General features: G+C 39.2%; 22 protein-coding genes and 1 other RNA gene. 16 read left to right on the forward strand and 7 right to left on the reverse strand.

Annotated elements, in window-relative coordinates; genetic code table 11:
* The first annotated feature begins 178 nt into the window (after positions 1–178).
* The 3 genes from SFC47_RS19985 to SFC47_RS19995 all read left to right on the forward strand — a co-directional run bounded on the left by SFC47_RS19985 (position 179) and on the right by SFC47_RS19995 (position 2840).
* Complete coding sequence (locus tag SFC47_RS19985) at positions 179–1366, forward strand: acetate kinase (protein ID WP_411256189.1); 1188 nt, start codon at positions 179–181, stop codon at positions 1364–1366.
* Between the two features lie 123 nt (positions 1367–1489).
* On the forward strand, positions 1490–2326 hold the full coding sequence (locus tag SFC47_RS19990; protein ID WP_411256191.1) for an EcsC family protein: 837 nt from the start codon (positions 1490–1492) through the stop codon (positions 2324–2326).
* Between the two features lies 1 nt (position 2327).
* Positions 2328–2840: a MogA/MoaB family molybdenum cofactor biosynthesis protein gene (locus SFC47_RS19995; protein WP_411256193.1), complete on the forward strand. Its 513-nt coding sequence runs from the start codon at positions 2328–2330 to the stop codon at positions 2838–2840.
* Between the two features lie 69 nt (positions 2841–2909).
* Here the strand turns inward: SFC47_RS19995 and SFC47_RS20000 are convergent, their stop codons facing one another.
* Entirely contained in the window at positions 2910–3224 is a 315-nt protein-coding gene (locus SFC47_RS20000) for a hypothetical protein (RefSeq protein ID WP_411256195.1), read from the reverse strand.
* 63 nt (positions 3225–3287) lie between these two features.
* On the reverse strand, positions 3288–3731 hold the full coding sequence (locus tag SFC47_RS20005) for a universal stress protein (protein WP_411256197.1): 444 nt from the start codon (positions 3729–3731) through the stop codon (positions 3288–3290).
* Between the two features lie 106 nt (positions 3732–3837).
* Between SFC47_RS20005 and SFC47_RS20010 the strand changes: the two genes are divergently transcribed.
* From SFC47_RS20010 to ald, 3 genes are all read left to right on the forward strand, one after another.
* Positions 3838–3990, forward strand: coding sequence for a hypothetical protein (locus SFC47_RS20010; protein ID WP_411256199.1), 153 nt, complete (start codon positions 3838–3840; stop codon positions 3988–3990).
* Between the two features lie 143 nt (positions 3991–4133).
* A complete protein-coding gene (locus tag SFC47_RS20015) occupies positions 4134–4382 on the forward strand; it encodes a spore coat protein (RefSeq protein ID WP_411256201.1) in 249 nt (82 codons plus the stop codon).
* Positions 4383–4587: 205 nt separating this feature from the next.
* A complete protein-coding gene (ald, locus tag SFC47_RS20020) occupies positions 4588–5709 on the forward strand; it encodes an alanine dehydrogenase (protein WP_411256203.1) in 1122 nt (373 codons plus the stop codon).
* A gap of 828 nt (positions 5710–6537) precedes the next feature.
* Here ald and ssrS read toward each other — a convergent pair.
* A non-coding RNA gene (gene ssrS / locus SFC47_RS20025) (6S RNA) lies at positions 6538–6735 on the reverse strand.
* Positions 6736–6790: 55 nt separating this feature from the next.
* Positions 6791–7888: a M24 family metallopeptidase gene (locus SFC47_RS20030; RefSeq protein ID WP_411256205.1), complete on the reverse strand. Its 1098-nt coding sequence runs from the start codon at positions 7886–7888 to the stop codon at positions 6791–6793.
* Between the two features lie 175 nt (positions 7889–8063).
* Between SFC47_RS20030 and SFC47_RS20035 the strand changes: the two genes are divergently transcribed.
* From SFC47_RS20035 to SFC47_RS20045, 3 genes are all read left to right on the forward strand, one after another.
* Positions 8064–8744 carry a metal-dependent hydrolase gene (locus tag SFC47_RS20035; protein WP_411256206.1) on the forward strand — a complete coding sequence of 227 codons (681 nt, stop codon included), beginning with the start codon at positions 8064–8066 and terminating at the stop codon, positions 8742–8744.
* 67 nt (positions 8745–8811) lie between these two features.
* Positions 8812–9048 (forward strand): hypothetical protein, encoded by a 237-nt coding sequence (locus SFC47_RS20040; RefSeq protein ID WP_411256207.1) that lies wholly within the window; start codon positions 8812–8814, stop codon positions 9046–9048.
* Between the two features lie 128 nt (positions 9049–9176).
* Positions 9177–10496 (forward strand): DRTGG domain-containing protein, encoded by a 1320-nt coding sequence (locus SFC47_RS20045; protein WP_411256208.1) that lies wholly within the window; start codon positions 9177–9179, stop codon positions 10494–10496.
* 39 nt (positions 10497–10535) lie between these two features.
* On the opposite strand, the gene SFC47_RS20050 is transcribed toward SFC47_RS20045, so the two are convergent.
* Complete coding sequence (locus tag SFC47_RS20050; protein WP_411256209.1) at positions 10536–10844, reverse strand: YtpI family protein; 309 nt, start codon at positions 10842–10844, stop codon at positions 10536–10538.
* 100 nt (positions 10845–10944) lie between these two features.
* Here SFC47_RS20050 and SFC47_RS20055 point away from each other — a divergent pair, with 100 nt between their 5' ends.
* Positions 10945–11889 carry a DHH family phosphoesterase gene (locus tag SFC47_RS20055; protein WP_411256211.1) on the forward strand — a complete coding sequence of 315 codons (945 nt, stop codon included), beginning with the start codon at positions 10945–10947 and terminating at the stop codon, positions 11887–11889.
* 36 nt (positions 11890–11925) lie between these two features.
* Here the strand turns inward: SFC47_RS20055 and ytrI are convergent, their stop codons facing one another.
* On the reverse strand, positions 11926–12429 hold the full coding sequence (gene ytrI / locus SFC47_RS20060; protein WP_411256213.1) for a sporulation membrane protein YtrI: 504 nt from the start codon (positions 12427–12429) through the stop codon (positions 11926–11928).
* Positions 12426–12761 carry a sporulation membrane protein YtrH gene (ytrH, locus tag SFC47_RS20065; RefSeq protein ID WP_045524254.1) on the reverse strand — a complete coding sequence of 112 codons (336 nt, stop codon included), beginning with the start codon at positions 12759–12761 and terminating at the stop codon, positions 12426–12428. The genes ytrI and ytrH overlap by 4 nt, the downstream gene beginning before the upstream one ends.
* 145 nt (positions 12762–12906) lie before the next feature.
* On the opposite strand from ytrH, the gene dnaE reads away from it, so the two are divergent.
* From dnaE to pfkA, 6 genes are all read left to right on the forward strand, one after another.
* Positions 12907–16269 carry a DNA polymerase III subunit alpha gene (gene dnaE, locus SFC47_RS20070; RefSeq protein ID WP_411256215.1) on the forward strand — a complete coding sequence of 1121 codons (3363 nt, stop codon included), beginning with the start codon at positions 12907–12909 and terminating at the stop codon, positions 16267–16269.
* A gap of 128 nt (positions 16270–16397) precedes the next feature.
* Entirely contained in the window at positions 16398–17636 is a 1239-nt protein-coding gene (ystJ, locus tag SFC47_RS20075; RefSeq protein ID WP_411256216.1) for an NADP-dependent malic enzyme, read from the forward strand.
* 55 nt (positions 17637–17691) lie between these two features.
* On the forward strand, positions 17692–18267 hold the full coding sequence (locus tag SFC47_RS20080) for a FadR/GntR family transcriptional regulator (protein ID WP_411256280.1): 576 nt from the start codon (positions 17692–17694) through the stop codon (positions 18265–18267).
* Between the two features lie 202 nt (positions 18268–18469).
* Entirely contained in the window at positions 18470–19345 is an 876-nt protein-coding gene (accD, locus tag SFC47_RS20085; protein WP_411256218.1) for an acetyl-CoA carboxylase, carboxyltransferase subunit beta, read from the forward strand.
* A complete protein-coding gene (gene accA, locus SFC47_RS20090) occupies positions 19339–20313 on the forward strand; it encodes an acetyl-CoA carboxylase carboxyl transferase subunit alpha (protein ID WP_411256219.1) in 975 nt (324 codons plus the stop codon). The genes accD and accA overlap by 7 nt, the downstream gene beginning before the upstream one ends.
* 299 nt (positions 20314–20612) lie before the next feature.
* Positions 20613–21572, forward strand: coding sequence for a 6-phosphofructokinase (gene pfkA, locus SFC47_RS20095; RefSeq protein WP_411256220.1), 960 nt, complete (start codon positions 20613–20615; stop codon positions 21570–21572).
* The last annotated feature ends 14 nt before the right edge of the window (positions 21573–21586 follow it).

Raw genomic sequence — 21586 nt, forward strand, 5'->3', positions numbered from 1 at the left:
ACATTTACATTTAGCCGGTAACCGTTTCCATCCAATTTACTCCTTGAAATGTAATATATACAGTGATTAAATGAGGTATTGAGAGCAATAAACAATGTCAGTTTGAGCAAAATAACCTTGTACTAAAAAAAGGACTTTCTAGACCGATGTTGTTTTTATAAAAGGAGCGGTAAATGTAATGTCTAAAATAATTGCAATTAATGCGGGCAGTTCATCTTTAAAGTTTCAATTATTTGAGATGCCTAAAGAAGATGTCATCACCAAAGGAATTATTGAACGTATTGGCTTAAATGATTCTATTTTCACTATTTCTGTTAATGGAGAAAAGGTTACAGAAACAACGGACATTCCAGATCATGAAGTAGCGGTAAAAATGCTTCTAGACAAATTAACCACATTAGGGATTATTCAATCTTTAAATGAAATTGAAGGAATTGGTCACCGTGTGGTTCATGGCGGAGAAGAATTTGGTGATTCTGCCCTTATTACAGAAGAAGTTCTTAATAAGATTGAAGCATTATCAGAATTAGCTCCATTGCACAATCCTGCTAACGCTACAGGAATTAAGGCTTTCCAGGCTGTACTCCCTAACGTACCAGCAGTAGCTGTATTCGACACGGCTTTCCATCAAACAATGCCAGAAAGTTCATACTTATACAGCCTTCCATATGAGTACTATGAAAAATATGGTATTCGTAAATATGGCTTCCATGGTACGAGCCATAAATATGTTTCTCAGCGTGCAGCTGAATTATTAGGCCGTCCAGTTGAACAGCTTCGCTTGCTTTCTTGTCACTTAGGAAATGGGGCAAGTATTGCTGCTATCGAAGGCGGAAAATCCATTGACACATCTATGGGCTTTACGCCGCTTGCGGGTGTTACAATGGGAACTCGTTCAGGGAATATTGACCCTGCGTTAATTCCATTTATCATGGAAAAAACAAATAAAACAGCAGAAGAAGTACTTGACGTTCTAAACAAAGAAAGCGGAATGTTAGGGGTATCAGGTTTCTCAAGTGATCTGCGAGATATTGAAATTGAAGCTCGTAATGGAAATGAACGTGCTCAGCTTGCTTTAGATGTTTTTGCAAATCGTATCCATAAATATATCGGTTCCTATGCATCACGTATGTATGGAGTGGACGCGATTATATTTACAGCTGGTATCGGTGAAAACAGTGATGCAGTCCGTGAAAAGGTATTAAAGGGTCTTGAGTTTATGGGTGTTTATTGGGATCCTGCTTTAAATAAGGTAAGAGGTGAGGAAAGGTTTATTAACTATCCACACTCACCTGTAAAAGTTATCGTTATTCCTACAAATGAAGAAGTAATGATTGCACGCGACGTTGTACGTTTAGCACAATAAACTTTTAACTCTAAAGGCAGACTGTCCAAATATGACGGTTTGCCTTTTGGCGTTTTTTTAGAATATTTCTTTGTGATATACTGGGAGGAAAGGAAATATAAAGAAAGTGGAGAGGGATTGCCTATGCCATTAACCGAACGGGAAATTGAGGTATTGAATGAAATAAGAGCGTGGGAACAGCAATTATTGAATTACGACGCTAATGACCTTCAGCTTACGTATGAAAAATATTTAGAGCGTTCTTTTTCTTTATTACCTGATAATGTTCAACGCCAGTTTTTTTCTGTTATTGATACCTGGTTATTCCATCTGCACGGCATGATTCAAGGCTCTCAGATACAAATGGATGCTAAGGAAAGAATCCTATCTTCCGGCCGTGTGTTTAATAAGGATTTGCATCAAATTGAAGATTTAAGAAGATTGGATATTGATCAGTTAGAGTATATAGCTATGCAGCAAATTGCAAGGCACCGGCTATACTCCTTTGCACAGGGAGGTTTGGCAGGAACGGGAGGACCGCTGCTATTAGGTACAGACATTCCGGCAATGGCCGTTATTAATTTAAGGGTGGTACAGCTTATTGCTATGACCTATGGTTTTGAGGTAAATACACCATATGAGATGATGAGTTCGTTAAAGGTCTTTCATACAGCAACGCTGCCAGCTCGTCTGCAAAAAGAGGGCTGGTCGAGCTTAAGAAGTGAAATGAGCACAAGTGAAGACCATTATTTTTACGAAGGAAGTGAAGAAATCTCAGATGTTACCTGGCTGGAGCAGCCTATTGCACAATTACTAAAAGCAATGGTAATTACAATCTTCCGTAAACGGCTCATTCAGGGAATACCTATCGTAAGTATGGCCATTGGTGCAGGGGCAAATTATCAATTAACAAGAAAAGTTACGGAATTCGCCCATAACTATTACAAACTGAGATATTTAAATCAGAAAGAGGAAATATGAGATGAGTATTGCCGAACACAAACAGATAGCCCCGAAGATTGTAAATTGTAAAGTGATTACAGTAAGTGATACAAGGAATAAGGATACAGATAAAAGTGGCAGGGTTATGATGGAGATGCTCACTGAGGCTGGGCATGCTATTGTTGATTATGTAATTGTGAAGGATGAAGCAGAACCAATAAAAGAGGCCATTGTAAATGGGTGTGAACGGGAAGATATCGATGTTATCCTGACAAATGGCGGTACGGGGATTGCTAAACGTGATGTGACAATTGAAACGGTTCAGGGATTATTAGAAAAAGAAATCGTTGGATTTGGAGAATTGTTTAGGATGTTAAGCTACCAAGAGGACATCGGGTCAGCCGCTATTCTTTCACGTGCGATAGCGGGTGTGGTTAAGGATAAGGCCGTCTTTTCGACCCCAGGCTCTACAGGAGCAGTGAAACTTGCGATGAATAAGTTAATCCTTCCAGAGATTGGCCATGTAGTTCGAGAAATAAAAAAAGATATATAGCTAAAGAGCTCCCGCTATGGGAGCTCTTTAATTGTCCAGGTACAGGTGCATTTCTCTTTTTCTTATTAATTAATTATGCATTTTCTCTGAAACGGTCTGATTGGCTCTGTACCAAAGCCATAAATCATTAATGATGGAAGCAAGCTCAGCTATTTCACTGTTTAATTTACATGATACTTTAAAATCATTTTCGTTAGATAGTTGTGCTTGTTTATAATTAATTATATTTTCAAGTTCAGCGATTCGATCAGGAATGGACCCACGAATTTTTTCCCAATGAAACAGAATAGCTTGTTGTGTTTCATCGCTATAGAGTGCCCATTCCATATCTATATTGGGAACCGAAATGCCAAGCCGATGGTCAAAAGAAAAATATTCTTTCATGTGATAGCCTCCAAGACGAGTTATTCTTCTATTTTACAACACATCCAGAGAGCATTCACGGTTTTATTTTTGCGAACGGACAATGAGGACATCACATGGGGAATAACGGGTAATATGTTCAGACACACTGCCAATCAGGAACCTCTCCACTGCATTCATGCCGGTAGCTCCGCAAACAATTAAGTCAATATTGTGCTTTTTAGCTAATTCTTTTGGGATTTTAACTTTAGGAGAGCCGTATTCAATTTCAAATTGAACATGAGAAATGCCTGAATCGATTGCTTGGGTTTGGTATTTCTCCAGCATGTCTATTGCAAGTTTGTTTGCCCGATCAGCAATTTCTGGATCATATGAATCAATTAACAAAAATGACCTGGTGTCGATAACATGTGCTAATAATAGTTTGGAGTTATTCCTTTTAGCGATTTCAATCGATTTTTCCAGTGCCCACTCTGATTCCTTTGAGCCGTCAATAGCGACCAAAATATGGTCATAAGAATCTCCCATGTAAATCCCCTCCTCACCTAAATTATACAATATTTTCTAGGGATAAATGTTTCAATTTTTCGAAAAATAAAGGAGTAACTATCTAGGGAAAGGAGAATAAATTATCGTGAGACAGGACCCCAATAAATTTACCTTTGAGTTTGATGAAAATGGGACAAATGAGGTAAGCGAGCAAATCATGGACTCCTATAACAGTGGCTTTATTGGTCAGGAATTTGAAGCGAATAATGATAATACAGTACAAAGCACAACGGAATAGGGATTTAAAGCTCGCCAACAGGCGAGTTTTTCTATGTAAACGTCTATTAAATTTCTTTTGGCGGGGCATTTACCCAAGAATCTCATTTTAAACATGCATATTCTTTTAATGTGTATGTAATATAAATGAGGAGGAATACGAACATGCAAGAAATGCCTAATTATATGGGGGCAATTAACCCTAATGACCAAAGGTTTGGATTTGGATTCGGCAGACCAGGATTTGGTTTTGGCGGGTTTGGCCGCCGCAGGTTTGGATTCGGATTTGGATTTGGATTACCGTTCTTAGGCGGATTAGCGCTAGGCGCAGCACTAAGTCCAAGACCTTTTTATTATCCGTACCCGCCATATCCATACCCATATTATGGATATCCGTATTACCCGTGGTATTAAAATATTAATTCATAAAAAGAGCTTTGCTTTCGCAGAGCTCTTATTTTGGTATCATAAAAATATGTATTGAATAAAAGGTTGGGATTTTTAGATTTTTTTGGTAAAATGAAAGTGCTTTCATTTAAAGCTTTACTTATAGTATTGGTTATATTAAAATCGTTATGGTTCTTTTGCTAGCTAGATAATATTATTTGGGGGTAAGTACATGCGGATCGGCGTTCCAAGAGAGATAAAAAATAATGAAAATCGTGTTGCGATGACACCAGCTGGGGTCTTAAACCTTTCGAAATCTGGTCATGAGGTTTATATAGAAAAAGGAGCTGGGCTAGGTTCGGCTTTTACAGATGAGGATTATTTAGCGGCGGGTGCAAAAATAGTAGAAACAGCATCAGAAGCTTGGTCAATGGAAATGGTAATGAAGGTTAAAGAACCACTGCCAAGTGAATATCAATATTTTCGTGAAGGATTAATTCTATTTACATACTTACATTTAGCTCCGGAGCCAGAGCTGACAAAGGCATTAATTGATAATAAAGTAATTGGAATAGCATATGAGACAGTTCAGTTACCAAATAACTCATTGCCTTTATTAACCCCAATGAGTGAAGTAGCCGGAAGAATGGCTGCGCAAATTGGTGCTCAATTCCTTGAAAAAGTTCATGGTGGAAAAGGAATTCTCTTATCTGGCATTCCAGGTGTTCAAAGAGGAACAGTAACGATTATTGGCGGTGGAGTTGCCGGAACGAATGCGGCTAAAATGGCAATTGGGCTTGGAGCGAAGGTTACCATTATCGACCTTAATCCAGACCGTCTTCGTCAACTAGATGATATCTTTGGTTCTGACGTTACAACGCTAATGTCCAATCCATATAATATCGCTGAAGCTGTAAAAGAATCTGACTTAGTGATTGGTGCCGTTCTAATCCCAGGTGCAAAAGCTCCTAAGTTAGTTTCTGAAGCAATGATTCAATCTATGACACCAGGCAGTGTGGTAGTAGATATTGCAATTGATCAGGGTGGTATCTTTGAAACAACTGATCGAATTACAACACATGATAACCCTACCTACATTAAGCATGGAGTTGTCCATTATGCAGTTGCAAATATGCCTGGGGCTGTTCCAAGAACTTCAACTATTGGTTTAACCAACGTTACCGTACCATATGCACTCCAAATTGCAAATAAGGGTTACAGGCAAGCATGCCTTGAAAATGAAGCGCTGCTAAAAGGTATTAATACCCTTGGCGGCTTTGTCACATACGAAGCCGTGGCAGAAGCACATGGTCTTCACTATTCAGATACAAGAACTTTACTAGGACAACTTTAATATTTTAGAAAAGGGAGAGATAAATTCTCTTCCTCAGGCTGTCGAGAAAATCTCGACAGCTTTTAATATCTTTAACAAGTACAAATTCTACTACTGGCTGGACAAACGATTTGTCCTTAAGGCCCCGGATGAAGGACAAATCCTACTGGCTGGCCAAACGATTTGTCCTTAAGGCCCCGGATGAAGGACAAATCCTACTGGCTGGCCAAACTATTTGTCCTCAAGCCCCCGGATGAAGGACAAATCCTACTGGCTGGCCAAACGATTTGTCCTTAAGGCCCCGGATGAAGGACAAATCCTACCGGTTGGCCAAACGATTTGTCCTTAAGGCCCCGGATGAAGGACAAATCCTACTGGCTGTCCAAACGATTTGTCCTTAAGCCCCCGGATGAAGGACAAATCCTACTGGCTGGCCAAACGATTTGTCCTTAAGGCCCCGGATGAAGGACAAATCCTACTGGCTGGCCAAACGATTTGTCCTTAAGGCCCCGGATGAAGGACAAATCCTACCGGCTGGCCAAACGATTTGTCCTCAAGCCCCCGGATGAAGGACAAATCCTACCGGTTGGCCGAACGATTTGTCCTTAAGGCCCCAGATGAAGGACAGATCCTCCTTGGCTGGCCAAACGATTTGTCCTCAAGCCCCCGGATGAAGGACAAATCCCTACCGATTGGACAAACGTCTTGTCCTTAAATGGCATGTACAATATTTAGTTAAGACTCAAAAAAAAATACCCTTCCTCGACAATCTGAGGAAGAGATATATTCCTTTTCTTATGTAAATAAATAAAGCCAGCTTCAGAACGAAGCTGGCCGTTAAATGTAAAATGTAGAGCCGCATTTGCCGTACCTCATATAAGAAAGTTTTAAACCACCACTCCTCAAAGTGGGTGTTCGCAAAAGCCTTCTTTGCTTGTCCTCCATGTCGTATAGACAGAGGCTTGTCATTTCAGCTTTGATAGTAAAACTCCCTTTTACAGCTTAAAGGTTAAAACTTTATTATCACTACGAGCAACGCAGCTTGTATAAGTATATTACTGCAAATTCCCCAATACTTCAATGGTAAAAAAATCTAGAATGGCTACTTTATGATTTGCAATTCTTTAGGGAAGTTGGTTAAGACCTTTGCATGATCGGCGGTGATGAAGATATCATCCTCAATACGTACACCTGCTATGTTAGGTACATAAATACCTGGTTCAATGGTATAAACCATGCCTTCTTCAATTACCAGTGGATTGGTTTCTGTCATGGAAGGATACTCGTGAACACTTATCCCTAATCCATGTCCAAGCCGATGCGGGAAGTACTCCCCATAGCCTGCCTCAGAAATGATTCTTCGTGCAGTTAAGTCAACCTCTGCTGCCGTTGCACCAGGTTTACTTGCCTCTATAGCCGCTAATTGTGCTTTAAGTACCGTATCATAGATATCTTTCTGTTTATCATTAATATCACCATAGGCAACGGTCCTTGTAATATCAGAGCAATAACGGTCTACTACTACACCTAAATCAAACAAGACTAAATCGCCCTTTTGGATTTTTGTTTGACCAGGATTCCCATGAGGGGAGGCCGCATTTGCACCTGTAAGAACCATGGTTGAAAATGACATTTCTGTTACACCTTTTTTCTTAAGTGCATATTCAACCGCGTTTAGGACATCTAATTCTGTTCTGCCTTCTTTGATTTCACTGCAGCCCACTTCAATGGCATAGTCAGCTAAGGCACAAGCCTCTTCGATAATTTTTAATTCTTTGGAATCTTTAATCATGCGCAGCTTTCTTAATTTTTCTTCAGCAGAAACAAACGCTGCCGCAGGGAATAAAGCCGACAAATGTTCATAACGTTCTACATTCATATGCTCCTTTTCAATCCCGACTTTCTTCACAGCACTTAGTCTTTTATTGATTGATTTATGTACTAATTCCCACGGATTATCGATATCACTATAACCGAGAATTTCCTGATTCCAGCCAGAACTCTTTACGTCATTTACTTCCATCCCAGGGCAGACAAGAAATGGCTCTTCTTCTTGAAAGACAGCTAAGGCAAGTAAACGCTCGTGAGGGTTTGAGAAAAATCCGCTTAAATAAAACACATTTTCAGAAGAGGTGATAAAGCTTACTTCAATACCATTTTCCTTCATCCATGCTTGAAGTTTTTGTAATCGTTGATTCATTTTTTCTCCTCCTAAAATAAACATTCCAACAAGAGCGTATCAATTTTAAATCCTTGTGTAAACAATCTATCAATAGGATGTGCTAAAACAATCAGCTTATGGATATAAATGAGGAGGAATTTTAGTTTTTTTATGGAAGTACATACTAGTACAATTTTTTTAAGGAGATGGGTAAATGAAAGTATCATATCATGGGCATTCAGTTGTTCAAATCGAAGTCAATGGAACAAAAATAATCATTGATCCGTTTATAAATGGCAATCAATTAACCGACCTGCAAATAGAGGATGTAAATCCAGATGTGATTCTATTAACACATGGTCACAATGACCATGTTGGAGATACTGTGGAGCTGGCTAAAAAGAATAATGCTCTCGTTATTGCCAATCATGAGCTTTCTACTTTCCTAAGTTTTCAAGGAGTCAAAACTCATGGCATGCATATCGGCGGCGCACGTCAATTTGATTTTGGAAAGGTCAAATTAACACAAGCTTTTCATGGGTCTAGTTATACAACGGAAAATAATGAAATCATTTATTGCGGTATGCCAGCAGGAATACTTTTTATGGCAGAAGGCAAGACCATTTATCATGCAGGAGATACAGCATTATTTTCAGATATGAAGCTGATTGGAGAAAGGCATCCGATTGATTTAGCATTCTTGCCAATCGGTGATAATTTCACAATGGGTCCAGAAGACGCAGCCTATGCAGCAAAATTATTAGGCGCTAAAACAATTGTTCCAATCCATTACAATACGTTTCCGCCAATTAAGCAGGATCCAAAGGGATTTATAGAAATGCTTGAAGGCAAGAATGGAAGAGTGCTTGAGCCTGGAGAATTTATAGAATTATAATACTTTTTTATCCCTTTTGTGCATAAAGTTAAACAAGCAGTATGTTTTCGGAAGGGAGACAAAAGGATTGAAAAAAAACCGATATTTACTTTGCCTTTTGCTTTGTGGTTTCATGCTCTATTTTGCTGTTCCGAGGCTTTCGTTATTTGCAGAAGGGCTTGAAGGGATTTTTACAATTTCTTGGCTTGCCTTTGCTTTAATTGTCATTGCAGGTAATCTGACCGCCATGTTATACAGTCCAGCAAAAGCAGTAAAAAAACGCCAACAGCACCGAATCAGCAAAAAATCACGGTCTTATTATTGATCACCGCCTTGCAAAAAGGGAGCCCATCGTAACGGCTCCCTTTTGCGTTGGTTTATTCTTCGAAATAATGGTATAAATAATATATCGACTAATTTTTTATTAAAGGGTTATAGAAGAGGGTGAAGGTCTTGGCTACAAAGCATGAACAGATTTTACAATATATTGATGAACTTCCAGTAGGGGAAAAAATATCTGTACGACAAATCGCCAAGGCGATGACAGTAAGTGAAGGTACAGCTTATAGAGCGATTAAGGAAGCCGAAAATAAAGGGTATGTTAGTACTATTGAGCGAGTTGGTACGATTAGGATAGAACGAAAGAAAAAAGAGAATATTGAAAAGCTCACCTTTGCTGAAGTTGTCAATATTGTGGAAGGTCAGGTTTTAGGCGGGAAGACTGGATTGCATAAAACACTAAATAAATTTGTGATCGGTGCAATGAAACTAGAGGCGATGATGCGCTATACGGGTCCAGATAACCTATTAATCGTAGGGAACCGCACCCAAGCACAGGAGCTTGCATTAAAGGCTGGTGCAGCTGTATTAATTACCGGCGGATTTGATACCGAGGACCATATCAAAAGATTAGCAGATCATCTTGAAATGCCTATCATATCGACGAGCTATGATACCTTTACAGTGGCAACGATGATCAACCGGGCAATCTATGACCAGTTAATAAAAAAGGAAATTATTCTAGTTGAGGATATCCTAACTCCGCTTTCAGATACTTTTTTCCTGAAGACCTCTGATAAAGTTGCTGTATGGCATAGCTTGAATCATCAAACCACCCACAGCCGCTATCCTGTTGTGGACCAAAACATGAAGATTCAAGGAATGGTTACAGCAAAAGACGTTATGGGGCAGGATGCAGAGACTTCCATTGATAAAATTATGACAAAGCAGCCGATGACTGTTTCCGGAAAGACAAGTGTTGCTTCCACTGCCCATATGATGGTCTGGGAAGGGATAGAAGTCCTTCCTGTTGTGGATGATAGTAATCGTCTTGAAGGAATTATCAGCAGGCAGGATGTATTAAAGGCACTGCAAATGAACCAGCGGCAGCCGCAGGTGGGTGAAACGCTTGATGATATTGTCACCAACCAAATGGTATTAATGCGCGGCAGAGCAAAAGGAGAAGAAGTATACACCAGTGAAGTGACACCGCAAATGACAAACCATCTAGGGACCATTTCCTACGGTGTTTTCACGACAATCGTAACAGAGGCAGCGAATCGTGTACTGCGCAGTTATAAAAAAGGAGATCTTGTTGTTGAAAACATGACCATTTACTTTCTTAAGCCGGTTCAAATGGAGAGTGTAATCGAAATCTATCCGAAAGTACTCGAAGTTGGCCGGAAATTTGGAAAGGTTGATGTTGAGGTCTTTAATGATGGAATACTAGTGGGAAAAGCCATGATGATGTGTCAATTGATTGATAGAACATAAAAAAAAAAGCCGCTGCCAAAGGGGGAGCGGCTCTAATCATTATTGCGCATTATAACTTCTAGCTTCTTCAGCAGCAAACGGCAGGTAATGTTTATATTTCTTAATTCCTACCCAGGTAAACACGGCTCCATATACAATAAAAATGATAGAAACAATTGTGGTAACCGTGGTTTGCGAAATGAAAAAAACATGGTTGAGCCCGAATAGTCCTACAAACAGCCCAAGTGCAATATTAGATTTGGCAGCTAACCATTTCTTCTCAACTGGACGGCTGCTTCTAAAGTATTTTGTTTTATAGAATAAATAGAAAGCAAATAGAACGACAATTAGAAAAACTAGAACAGACATTAAATTACCTCCAAGTCTAAAATTCTCTTGTTTATTGTACATATTATTTTACAAAAATTCTACCCTTGCTTCCCTTAAAAACAATATAGAGGTGATTATATTGAATGAAAAAATCTTAGAAATGATTGAACAATATGAAACCATTATCGTCCATCGCCACGTCCGTCCAGATCCAGATGCTTATGGATCACAATGCGGATTAGTTGAAATTTTAAAAGCTTCTTATCCAAATAAAAAGGTGTTTGCAGTTGGAAAAGAGGAAAGGTCGCTTCACTTTATGCGCCGTCTAGATTCCATTGAAGATGAAGTGTATAGAGGAGCATTGGTGATTGTTTGTGACACGGCTAATGAAGAACGAATTTGTGATAGAAGATATTCATTAGGTGATAAACTAATAAAAATAGATCATCACCCAAATGAGGATCCTTACGGTGATTTATTGTGGGTTGATACCACTGCAAGTTCATGCAGTGAGATGATTTATGAATTCTATCTATATGGTAAAGACCGAGGCTTAAAATTAAATGATGAAGCAGCGAGGCTATTATTTGGAGGGATTGTTGGAGATACAGGAAGATTCTTATTTCCAAGCACGACGGATAAAACCTTTGCTTACGCTGGGGAACTGATTCATTATAATTTTTCTCGTACCGAACTTTTTGACAAAATGTACGAGCGTGACCTAAACATTATTAAACTAAACGGCTACATCCTGCAAAATTTTGAGATGCAGCATAACGGAGTTGCTTCAGTTCTTCTTACAAAAGAACTGCTGGCGGAATATAATGCAGTGCCATCAGAGGCATCTTTACTTGTAGGAACATTAGGAGATGTAAAAGGAATTAAAGCATGGGTCTTTTTCATAGAAGAAGAAGATCAAATCAGAGTCCGCCTGCGTTCAAAGGGGCCGGTAATCAACGGGGTCGCCAGAAAGTTTAAAGGCGGAGGGCATCCGCTGGCCTCAGGTGCCTCGATTTATTCATGGGATGAAGTGGATCAGGTAATGAAAGAACTTAGCGAAGTGTGTGACAACTATCAGCCATAAAAGAAAGAATCGGCCGTTTTCCCAGGCCGATTTCCTTTACTGTTCAAATTCGATTTCAAGCTGAATGGACAAGGTAGTGAAAATAACCATTTCCTTGACTTGAAGCTTATATCTTTTGTCATTTATTTTAACAGGTTTATTATGAATGATTTTTTTTATTAATTCCTTGCTTTTATAGACTGTATCGATGTCTTTTGCAATCATCATACTTATATCATCTTTTACCGAATCTTCAATTTCTGAAACACTCAGCATATCCAGTTTGTACTTTTCCCAATTCGTTATTTTTATATTAATTTTCTGAATGGTTAACTGCTCAATCGTCCGTTTATTCATCTCTTTATACTCTTCCTGCCAGATTTTTTTTTCTTCCTTTAGATCAACGATTTCCTCACTTTGTTTATCAATTAATGCCGTATGCTTCTCCTGCCATACACCATAAATATAAATGAAAATACACCAGCTGATTGCGCCGCCAATGACCATTCCAGAAAAGAAACGCTGCCATGCAGGTTTGCGATAATAGGGAGGAATTCTCACGATATATACTCCTGTGTCAGCCAATTAATAATCAAGGCACCTGTCTGAGCGCCGCCTAATGCAGAAAGGATAATGAGAAGCTGCTTAAAAATATCCCTGGTTTCTGCATTAAATAACCCCCTCTCAAAGGTGTACACAGCATCGAATGTCCCGCCAATCGCAGCAACAATGGCCCAGATTCTTAAGTCTGTAGACAGCCTGTAAACAGCTGTAAGCGGTGGTTGTCCAGTTAGAAAGGCCGCGATTCCCCCAATTAATGAACCGCCTAGAATAACGCCTAAAGCAATAAAATAGCTTTCAATAAAAGTAGGAAAAAAACCGATTTCTTTCATAACTAAAACCGCCCTTATATATAACTTATTACATTTATATGGACAAACAGACTTGATTATGATTATTAAAATAAGAACATATTTTCCTTTTTTTATATTTGGCTCTATAATAAATATAAGAGATTAATTGGAAGAGGTGACAAAAATGTCTTTTATTCACCTTCATGTATATAGTGCTTACAGCTTATTAACAAGCACAGCCTCGGTTCATGAATTGATTGATAACGCAAAGAAAAAAGGATTCCGTGCAATTGCATTAACGGACAGAAATGTTATGTATGGAACCATTGAATTTTATAAGCTTTGTATAAAAAATAATATACAGCCGATTATTGGGCTGACCGTAGATGTAGAAAGTGAGATGGAAGAGGATCAATCGTATCCATTGGTTTTACTTGCTGAAAATGAAAAGGGATTTAAAAATCTATTGAAAATCTCAAGTGCGGTCCAGACGAAAGCAGCAAATGGCATCCCTTTTAAATGGTTGAAGCATTACGCACAAGGACTGATTGCCATTACCCCAGGGTTAGAAGGAGAGATAGAACAAAACCTTTTAAAGAGTCAACAAGAGCAGGCACTAGAAATCATAAAAAAACTCCAGTTCATCTTTGGAAGAGAGTCTTTTTACCTTTCTGTCCAAAATCATCAATTAGAGCAGGAAGTTATGGTAACGGATAAAATTCAAAGGATTGCCGATGAGTGTAATGTCGGATTGGTAGCAACGAATAGAGTTCATTATCTTGAGGAAGAGGATATGTTTGCACATGAATGTTTATTGGCCATAAGAAATGGTGATAAACTTCAGGATGAGCATAGAGAAAGATTAGAGAGTAATCAATTTTACTTAAAAACAGCACAGGAAATGGTCGAAGTATTTTCTGAAATACCGGAGGCTTTAGAAAACAGTATCAGTATTGCCAAAAGGTGTATGATTGATATTGAATTGAACAAAACCTATATACCTGAATTTCCCACAACAGATGGCCAGCCTGCAGAGAAATATTTAGAAATGCTTTGTCAAAAGGGGTTAAAGGAGCGCTTTCCATCACCATCAAAAGAACACTTTGAGCGTTTGTCGTATGAGTTATCGGTCATTAACTCAATGAAATTTAGCAACTACTTTTTAATTGTTTGGGACTTTATGAGATATGCACGGGAGAATGGGATTTTAACAGGTCCAGGCAGGGGATCTGCTGCAGGTTCACTAGTTGCGTATGTTTTGTATATTACTGATGTTGACCCGCTGGCTCATCATTTACTTTTTGAGAGATTCTTAAATCCTGAGCGGATATCGATGCCGGATATTGATATTGACTTTCCTGACCACCGCCGGGATGAGGTAATAGAATATGTTGCAAAGAAATATGGAGAGTTACACGTAGCTCAAATTGTAACCTTTGGAACACTGGCAGCTAAAGCAGCTATAAGAGATGTTGGCAGGTCTTTTGGATTAAATACAAAGGAACTAGAGCAGCTATCCAGACGTATTCCAGGGCGATTGGGAATTACTCTAAGCGAAGCCTATAAAGAATCACAGCATTTAAGAGCTTTTGTTGACGAAAGTTCTGTAAATCGAAAGCTATTCGAAACCGCCCTAAAGCTGGAAGGGCTGCCGCGTCACACCTCTACGCATGCTGCCGGAGTGATTATCAGCCAGAAGCAGCTGATTGAGTTAATTCCTATTCAGCAAGGTCATAACCAGGTTTATTTAACGCAGTATTCTATGGAGCATCTTGAAGAAATAGGCTTACTGAAAATGGACTTTCTGGGCCTAAGGAATTTAACACTGCTCGAATCGATTGTATCTTCTATCCATAAGAAAACGGGAAGAAAAGTAGATATTAAAACCATCCCATTAAATGATGAAAAAACATTCGACTTATTAGCAAGGGGAGAGACAACCGGCATTTTTCAGCTCGAATCGGAGGGAATGAGAAAGGTTTTAATGCGCTTACAACCTTCACGGTTTGAAGATATTGTTGCCGTGAATGCTCTGTATCGACCTGGCCCAATGGAAAATATCCCGCTATTTATTGATCGGAAACATGGAAGACAAAATGTAGAGTACCCACACAAAGATTTGGAGCCTATACTGGAAAATACATATGGAGTCATTGTATACCAGGAACAAATCATGCAAATCGCCTCAACCATGGCTGGTTTTTCTCTTGGGGAAGCAGACCTTCTGCGCAGAGCAGTAGGGAAAAAGCAGAAAGAGGTATTGGACCGGGAGCGTAATCATTTTGTCCAAGGTGCTCTTAAGAAGGGGTATGAACGCACACTTGCAAATGAAATTTATGACTTAATTGTTCGTTTTGCCAATTATGGCTTTAATAGAAGCCATGCAGTTGCTTATAGTATGATTGCTTACCAGCTTGCTTATTTAAAAGCAAATTATCCTCTCTATTTTATGGCTGGGCTGCTCACATCTGCAATTGGGAATGAAACAAAAATAGCCCAATATGTCATGGAAACGAAACAAAAGGATATAGAGATCCTGCCTCCTTCCATTAACTACAGTGGATTTTCCTTTCAAGTTGAGAAGTCTGGTATAAGATACAGCCTTGCTGCCATTAAAAGTGTGGGTGCGCAAGCATTAAGAGAAATCTTTCAAGCGAGGAAAAGTAAAAAGTTTGAGGATCTGTTTGATTTTTGTACAAGGGTTTCACCAAAAGCAATCAATCGAAAAACGCTGGAGGTACTCGTTCATTCTGGGAGCTTTGATGAATTTAAGGAAGACCGTGCTGTTCTGCTAGCAAGTTTGGATGTTGCGCTAGAGCATGCTCAAATATTTAAGGTGGATGAGTCAAGTCAAGTAGAGCTGTTTCTGGAAGAATTTCAACTTAAGCCAAAGTACGTCCAAGTTGATCCTATTAGACTAGAGGATAAGCTTGCTTTCGAAAAAGAAGCACTTGGTTTCTATCTTTCGGACCACCCTGTATCCGTTTTTGAAAAAAGACTAAAACAGGCTGGAGCTTTTGTACTATTTGAATTGTCTCTGGCACATAAACGGGCAGCTGCTGGTGTCTATATTGTTTCAGAAAGAAAAATCCGGACTAAAAAAGGCGATTCAATGGCCTTTTTAAATGTTAGTGATTCCAGCGGTGAAATGGAAGCTGTCGCCTTTCCAATTGTCTATAAAAAATACTCCCATTTGCTGGACCATGGGAAATTTGTAGTAATGGAAGGGAAAGTCGAGGAACGAGATGGGAAGCTTCAATTTATTATTCAGCAAGTTTCTGAAATCGAAACGTGGTTAAGTACCAGGGAAAAGCATGAATCTATTCTTTATCTTAAGATCGTTGAGGGAAAACAGGACGAACAATCATTACATCACTTAAAACAATTATTTAAGGGCAATACAGGTAAAACAAAAGTAGTGTTACACTATGAGACAAGTAAAAAGACGATTAGGCTGGGGAATGAATTTATGGTTGAACCCAGCAGTACCTTATTAAATATATTGTGTGAATTTTTAGGTAATAATAATGTTGTTTTGAAAGAATAATTCTTTACAACTTTTTAAGATATGATATAGTGGTATTGAAATGGGTGTGGTCTGACCACTAAAAAACAGACTAGCATTTATTCTAATTATCGATTTCTTTTTGTACTAATTTAAGGGGTGACATTATCTTGACATTACGGGAAGAAGCATTACACATGCATCGAATTAACAAAGGAAAGCTTGAGTCAAAATCAAAAGTACCTGTTAGAAATGCGAAGGATTTAAGTTTAGCGTATTCACCAGGGGTTGCTGAACCGTGTAAAGACATCTATGACAAACCAGAAAGTGTTTACGAATACACAATGAAGGGCAATATGGTTGCTGTCGTTACAGATGGAACAGCAGTCCTTGGACTTGGAAATATTGGTCCAGAAGCTGCACTTCCAGTAATGGAAGGGAAAGCAGTATTATTCAAAAGCTTTGCTGGCGTGGATGCCTTCCCAATCTGCCTGAACACAACTGATGTCGAAAAAATTATTGAAACGGTTAAACTGCTTGAACCAACATTTGGCGGCGTGAATCTTGAAGATATTGCTGCGCCAAATTGCTTTGTAATTGAAGAAAGATTGAAAAAAGAAGCGAATATTCCTGTTTTCCATGATGATCAACATGGGACAGCAATTGTTACAGCTGCAGGTCTAGTCAATGCATTAAAGCTGATTGGCAAGAAGATAACTGAAATTAAAGTTGTTGCTAATGGAGCTGGAGCGGCTGGAATTGCTATTATAAAATTATTACACAGCTACGGTGTAAGGGATATCATTATGTGTGATACAAAGGGTGCCATTTATGAAGGGCGTCCGACAGGAATGAATGATGTCAAGGCAGAGGTAGCTAAATTCACAAATCGTGAAAATCTTACTGGCAGTCTTGAGGATGTAATAAAAGGCGCCGATGTATTTATCGGTGTTTCCGTTGCAGGTGCTTTAACAAAGGAAATGGTTGCTTCCATGAATAAAGATTCCGTTATCTTTGCCATGGCAAACCCAAATCCAGAAATCATGCCTGAGGAGGCAAAAGAAGCTGGAGCTAGAGTGGTTGGAACTGGCAGATCAGATTTCCCGAATCAAGTAAATAATGTACTAGCTTTCCCAGGAATTTTCCGCGGCGCCCTTGATGTTCGTGCGACCCACATAAACGAGGAAATGAAAGTGGCAGCTGTTGAGGCAATTGCCAGTTTAATAAGTGAATCAGAGCTGTCTGAAGATTATGTCATCCCTGCACCTTTTGACGCGAGAGTTGCACCAGCTGTCGCTGCGGCAGTTGCAAAGGCTGCAATGGAAACGGGTGTTGCCCGGATTAAGGTTGACCCTGAAGATGTAAAAGAAAAAACTATGAGGCTCGCTATTATCGGTAAAAGTGAGTGATAAGTAAGTGACGAATAATAAAGTTTACTTAGAAATTGTTAGACAGCTAAGAGAAATGATCTCGAGCGACAATTTGAAATCTGGAGATAAAATACCATCTGAACGTGAATTGTCTGAGCGCCTGAATGTCGGGCGCTCTTCCGTTCGGGAAGCTTTAAGAGCATTAGAATTGCTTGGGCTAATCGAAACCAGGCGGGGCGAAGGGACGTTCATTAGAGATTTTCGGGGAAACCAGCTGGTACAGCTGCTAGGGACCTTTATTCTCCAAGATGAGAAAGCCAAATTAGATGTGATTGAAACAAAGAACCTTATAGAAATGGATTTTCTTCGATTGGTTCTGAACAGAGCGGATGAAGACAGGTTAGCTGCTCTCAAAAATTTGATTGAAGATGAAAAATTTAATGATGATCGATTCTTTTATGAGCTGATTGAAATGGCTGACAATTATCTATTCTCCAGGATTTGGCTGATACTAAAGGATTATTATAATTCTTTGAATGTAAGAAAAGTGGAGTATAATAGGAACAGTTATTTTACGTTAATAGAAGCTTTGATTGAAAAGGATGAGGAAAAGACATTATCTGCATACCGGCAGTTAAGAAATTTGTCTATCTTAGCCGACAAATACTAACAGAATTTGAAGTATTTTTCCTTTATAGTGATAGACAAGCAATCAAGCCCTATTTGATATGGGCATTTTTAATGTTGAAGTGGTCTGACCAATTTATTAAGGGCAGGTTTGAATTGGCATTATTTAAGGTAAGACTTCTATGTAAGATGATAAAAACTTGCCAATTGGCTTGATTTTTTCCAACGAGGGAGGTTTGGACAAATTGCTTAAAGAACTTTTTACAAAAAATACGAATAAAAAGAAAAAATATGCAACGATTCCTACCGAGGCTGCGAAAAGTGATGTACCTGAAGGGATTATGACAAAATGTCCTTCTTGTAAAACCATTATGTATACGAAAGAGCTGAATAAGAATTTAAAAGTTTGTTTGCATTGTGATTTTCACTTTTCTATGAATGCGAAAGAGCGTATAGTCAGCTTTTTAGATGAAGGCAGCTTTGAGGAAATCAATGAAAACATGGTGTCTGATAACCCATTGAACTTCCCTGATTATCTGGAAAAGGTAGAAAAAGACCGTCTAAAAACAAAGATTAATGAAGCCGTTGTAACTGGCTGTGGAAGCGTTAATGGAAATAAGATTGCCCTGGCCATTATGGATTCTACATTTAGAATGGGAAGCATGGGGTCCGTTGTAGGCGAAAAAATAACCCGTGCAATTGAGAAAGCGGATGAACTATCCATTCCGTTTATTATTTTTACAGCCTCTGGCGGCGCCAGAATGCAAGAAGGAGTCCTTAGCTTAATGCAAATGGCTAAAACAAGCGTTGCATTAAAAAGATTTAGCGATAATGGAGGGTTAATTATTTCGATTATGACTCACCCGACAACGGGTGGTGTTTCAGCAAGCTTCGCTTCTTTAGGTGATTATAACTTTGCAGAACCAGGTGCTTTGATCGGTTTTGCCGGACGAAGAGTAATCGAGCAATCGATTCGTGAGGAACTGCCTGAGGATTTTCAAACAGCTGAGTTTCTATTGAAGCATGGCCAGCTTGACGCTATCATTTCTCGCACTGATTTAGTCGAAAAAATCACAAACTTACTTGAAATTCATCAACCAGGAGGCGAACTCGAATGGTAGGAGAATTAGAATTTGAACGCCCGGTCGTGCAGCTAAGAAATAAAATTGCTGAACTAAAAGAGTTTACAAAAAGCGCAGATGTTGATTTATCTTCCGAGATAGAAAAATTAGAACTGCGCCTTGAAAAACTTGAAAAAGATATATATGACAACATCAAGCCATGGGATCGTGTCCAAATTGCGAGACATCCAAATAGGCCAACGACTTTAGATTATATTTCTCACCTTTTTGACGGATTCTTTGAATGTCATGGAGACAGAGCATTTGGTGACGATGAAGCGATTGTAGGCGGGGTTGCGAAATTTGGAGGACTGCCAGTCACGGTCATTGGCCATCAAAGAGGAAAAGATACAAAAGAAAATATTCGCAGGAACTTTGGAATGCCCCACCCTGAAGGGTATAGAAAAGCTCTTCGCTTAATGAAGCAGGCAGATAAATTCAATCGCCCGATTATTTGCTTTATTGATACAAAAGGTGCGTATCCAGGTAAAGCGGCAGAAGAACGGGGACAAAGTGAGGCCATTGCTCGTAACTTGTTTGAAATGGCGGGTCTTAATGTGCCAGTTATTTGTATTGTTATCGGTGAAGGCGGAAGTGGCGGTGCGCTTGCACTAGGAGTTGGAAACCGTATGTATATGCTTGAAAATTCAACATACTCCGTTATCTCACCAGAAGGTGCTGCTGCGATTTTATGGAAGGATTCTTCTCTTGCCAAAAAGGCGGCAGAGTCCATGAAAATTACAGCACCAGATTTAAAGGAACTTGGCATTATTGATGATATCATTCCAGAAATCAAGGGTGGTGCTCATAAGGATGTCAAGGGGCAGGCAGAAGCAATAGACTTGTTCTTAAAGAAGTCACTTAAGGAACTTTTAGAACTCTCAAAAGAGGAACTTGTTGCTGACCGCTATAATCGATTTAGAACAATCGGTGAATATTCTTTTTTAAAGGATTATATTAGTATCTAAAACGTGCTTTCGGAGCACGTTTTTTTATTGCTGGGTTTTTATACCATTTCACATTTATGTCATAATTTAGCCATTTTGTGTAAATGATGACGTTTCCAATTTGTGGTTAAGCGTTTCCAGTTTACATACTATTCCGTCTATTAAATTTACTAATGTGATTGAGTTGTTATAGGTGTCTCTTTAATGGTATTTTATAAATATTCCCTGCGTTTATGTAAATAATAAATGCAGTACTGCATACTCAAAACTCACATTAATATATACATACGATTTTAGAAAAATCACATGAGGTGGTATAAATGAAAAAAATTGGCGTTCTTACAAGCGGTGGAGACTCACCAGGAATGAATCCCGCAATAAGGGCTGTTGTCCGAAAAGCCATTTTCCATAACGTAGAAGTTTATGGGATTTATGGAGGATATACTGGATTAATTTCTGGTAATATTAAAAAACTTGAGCTTGGATCTGTGGGTGATATTATTCACCGTGGAGGTACGATGCTGCATACTGCACGCTGCCCTGAATTTAAAACACCTGAGGGACAGCAAAAAGGGATTGAACAGTTAAAAGCACATGGGATTGAAGGGCTTGTTGTCATTGGCGGAGATGGTTCTTATCGCGGTGCGAGGGCTCTAACGGAACAAGGTTATCCATGTGTCGGTGTACCAGGTACAATTGATAATGATATCCCTGGAACCGAAGTAACAATTGGTTTTGATACTGCATTAAATACAGTTATTGATGCTCTGGATAAAATCCGCGACACCGCTACATCTCATGAAAGAACTTTTGTCATTGAGGTAATGGGCCGGGATGCAGGTGATATTGCTTTATATGCTGGACTAGCTGGAGGAGCAGAAACCATCCTTATTCCTGAGGAAAAATACGACATGAATGAGATTGCTGACAGGCTCAGAAAAGGTCAGGAACGTGGGAAAAAGCATAGTATCATTATTGTGGCAGAAGGTGTGTGCACTGGTAATGATTTTGCAAAGCAGCTAAAAGAAGCAGCGAACCTGGACACTAGAGTTTCTGTACTAGGACATATTCAACGCGGAGGTTCTCCCACTGCAGCTGATAGAGTGCTTGCAAGCCGTTTAGGAGCTAGAGCAGTAGAATTATTAATTGAAGGCAAAGGCGGGCGTGCTGTAGGCATGGAAAAGAACAGCCTTGTTGATTACGATATCATTGAAGCATTAGAAAGAAAGCACACGCTGGATGTAGACCTGTTCAACCTTTCTAAAGAATTATCAATTTAATCTGTATCTAATAT

The organism is Neobacillus niacini (assembly GCF_046591715.1).
GTDB lineage: Bacteria > Bacillota > Bacilli > Bacillales > Cytobacillaceae > Neobacillus > Neobacillus niacini_L.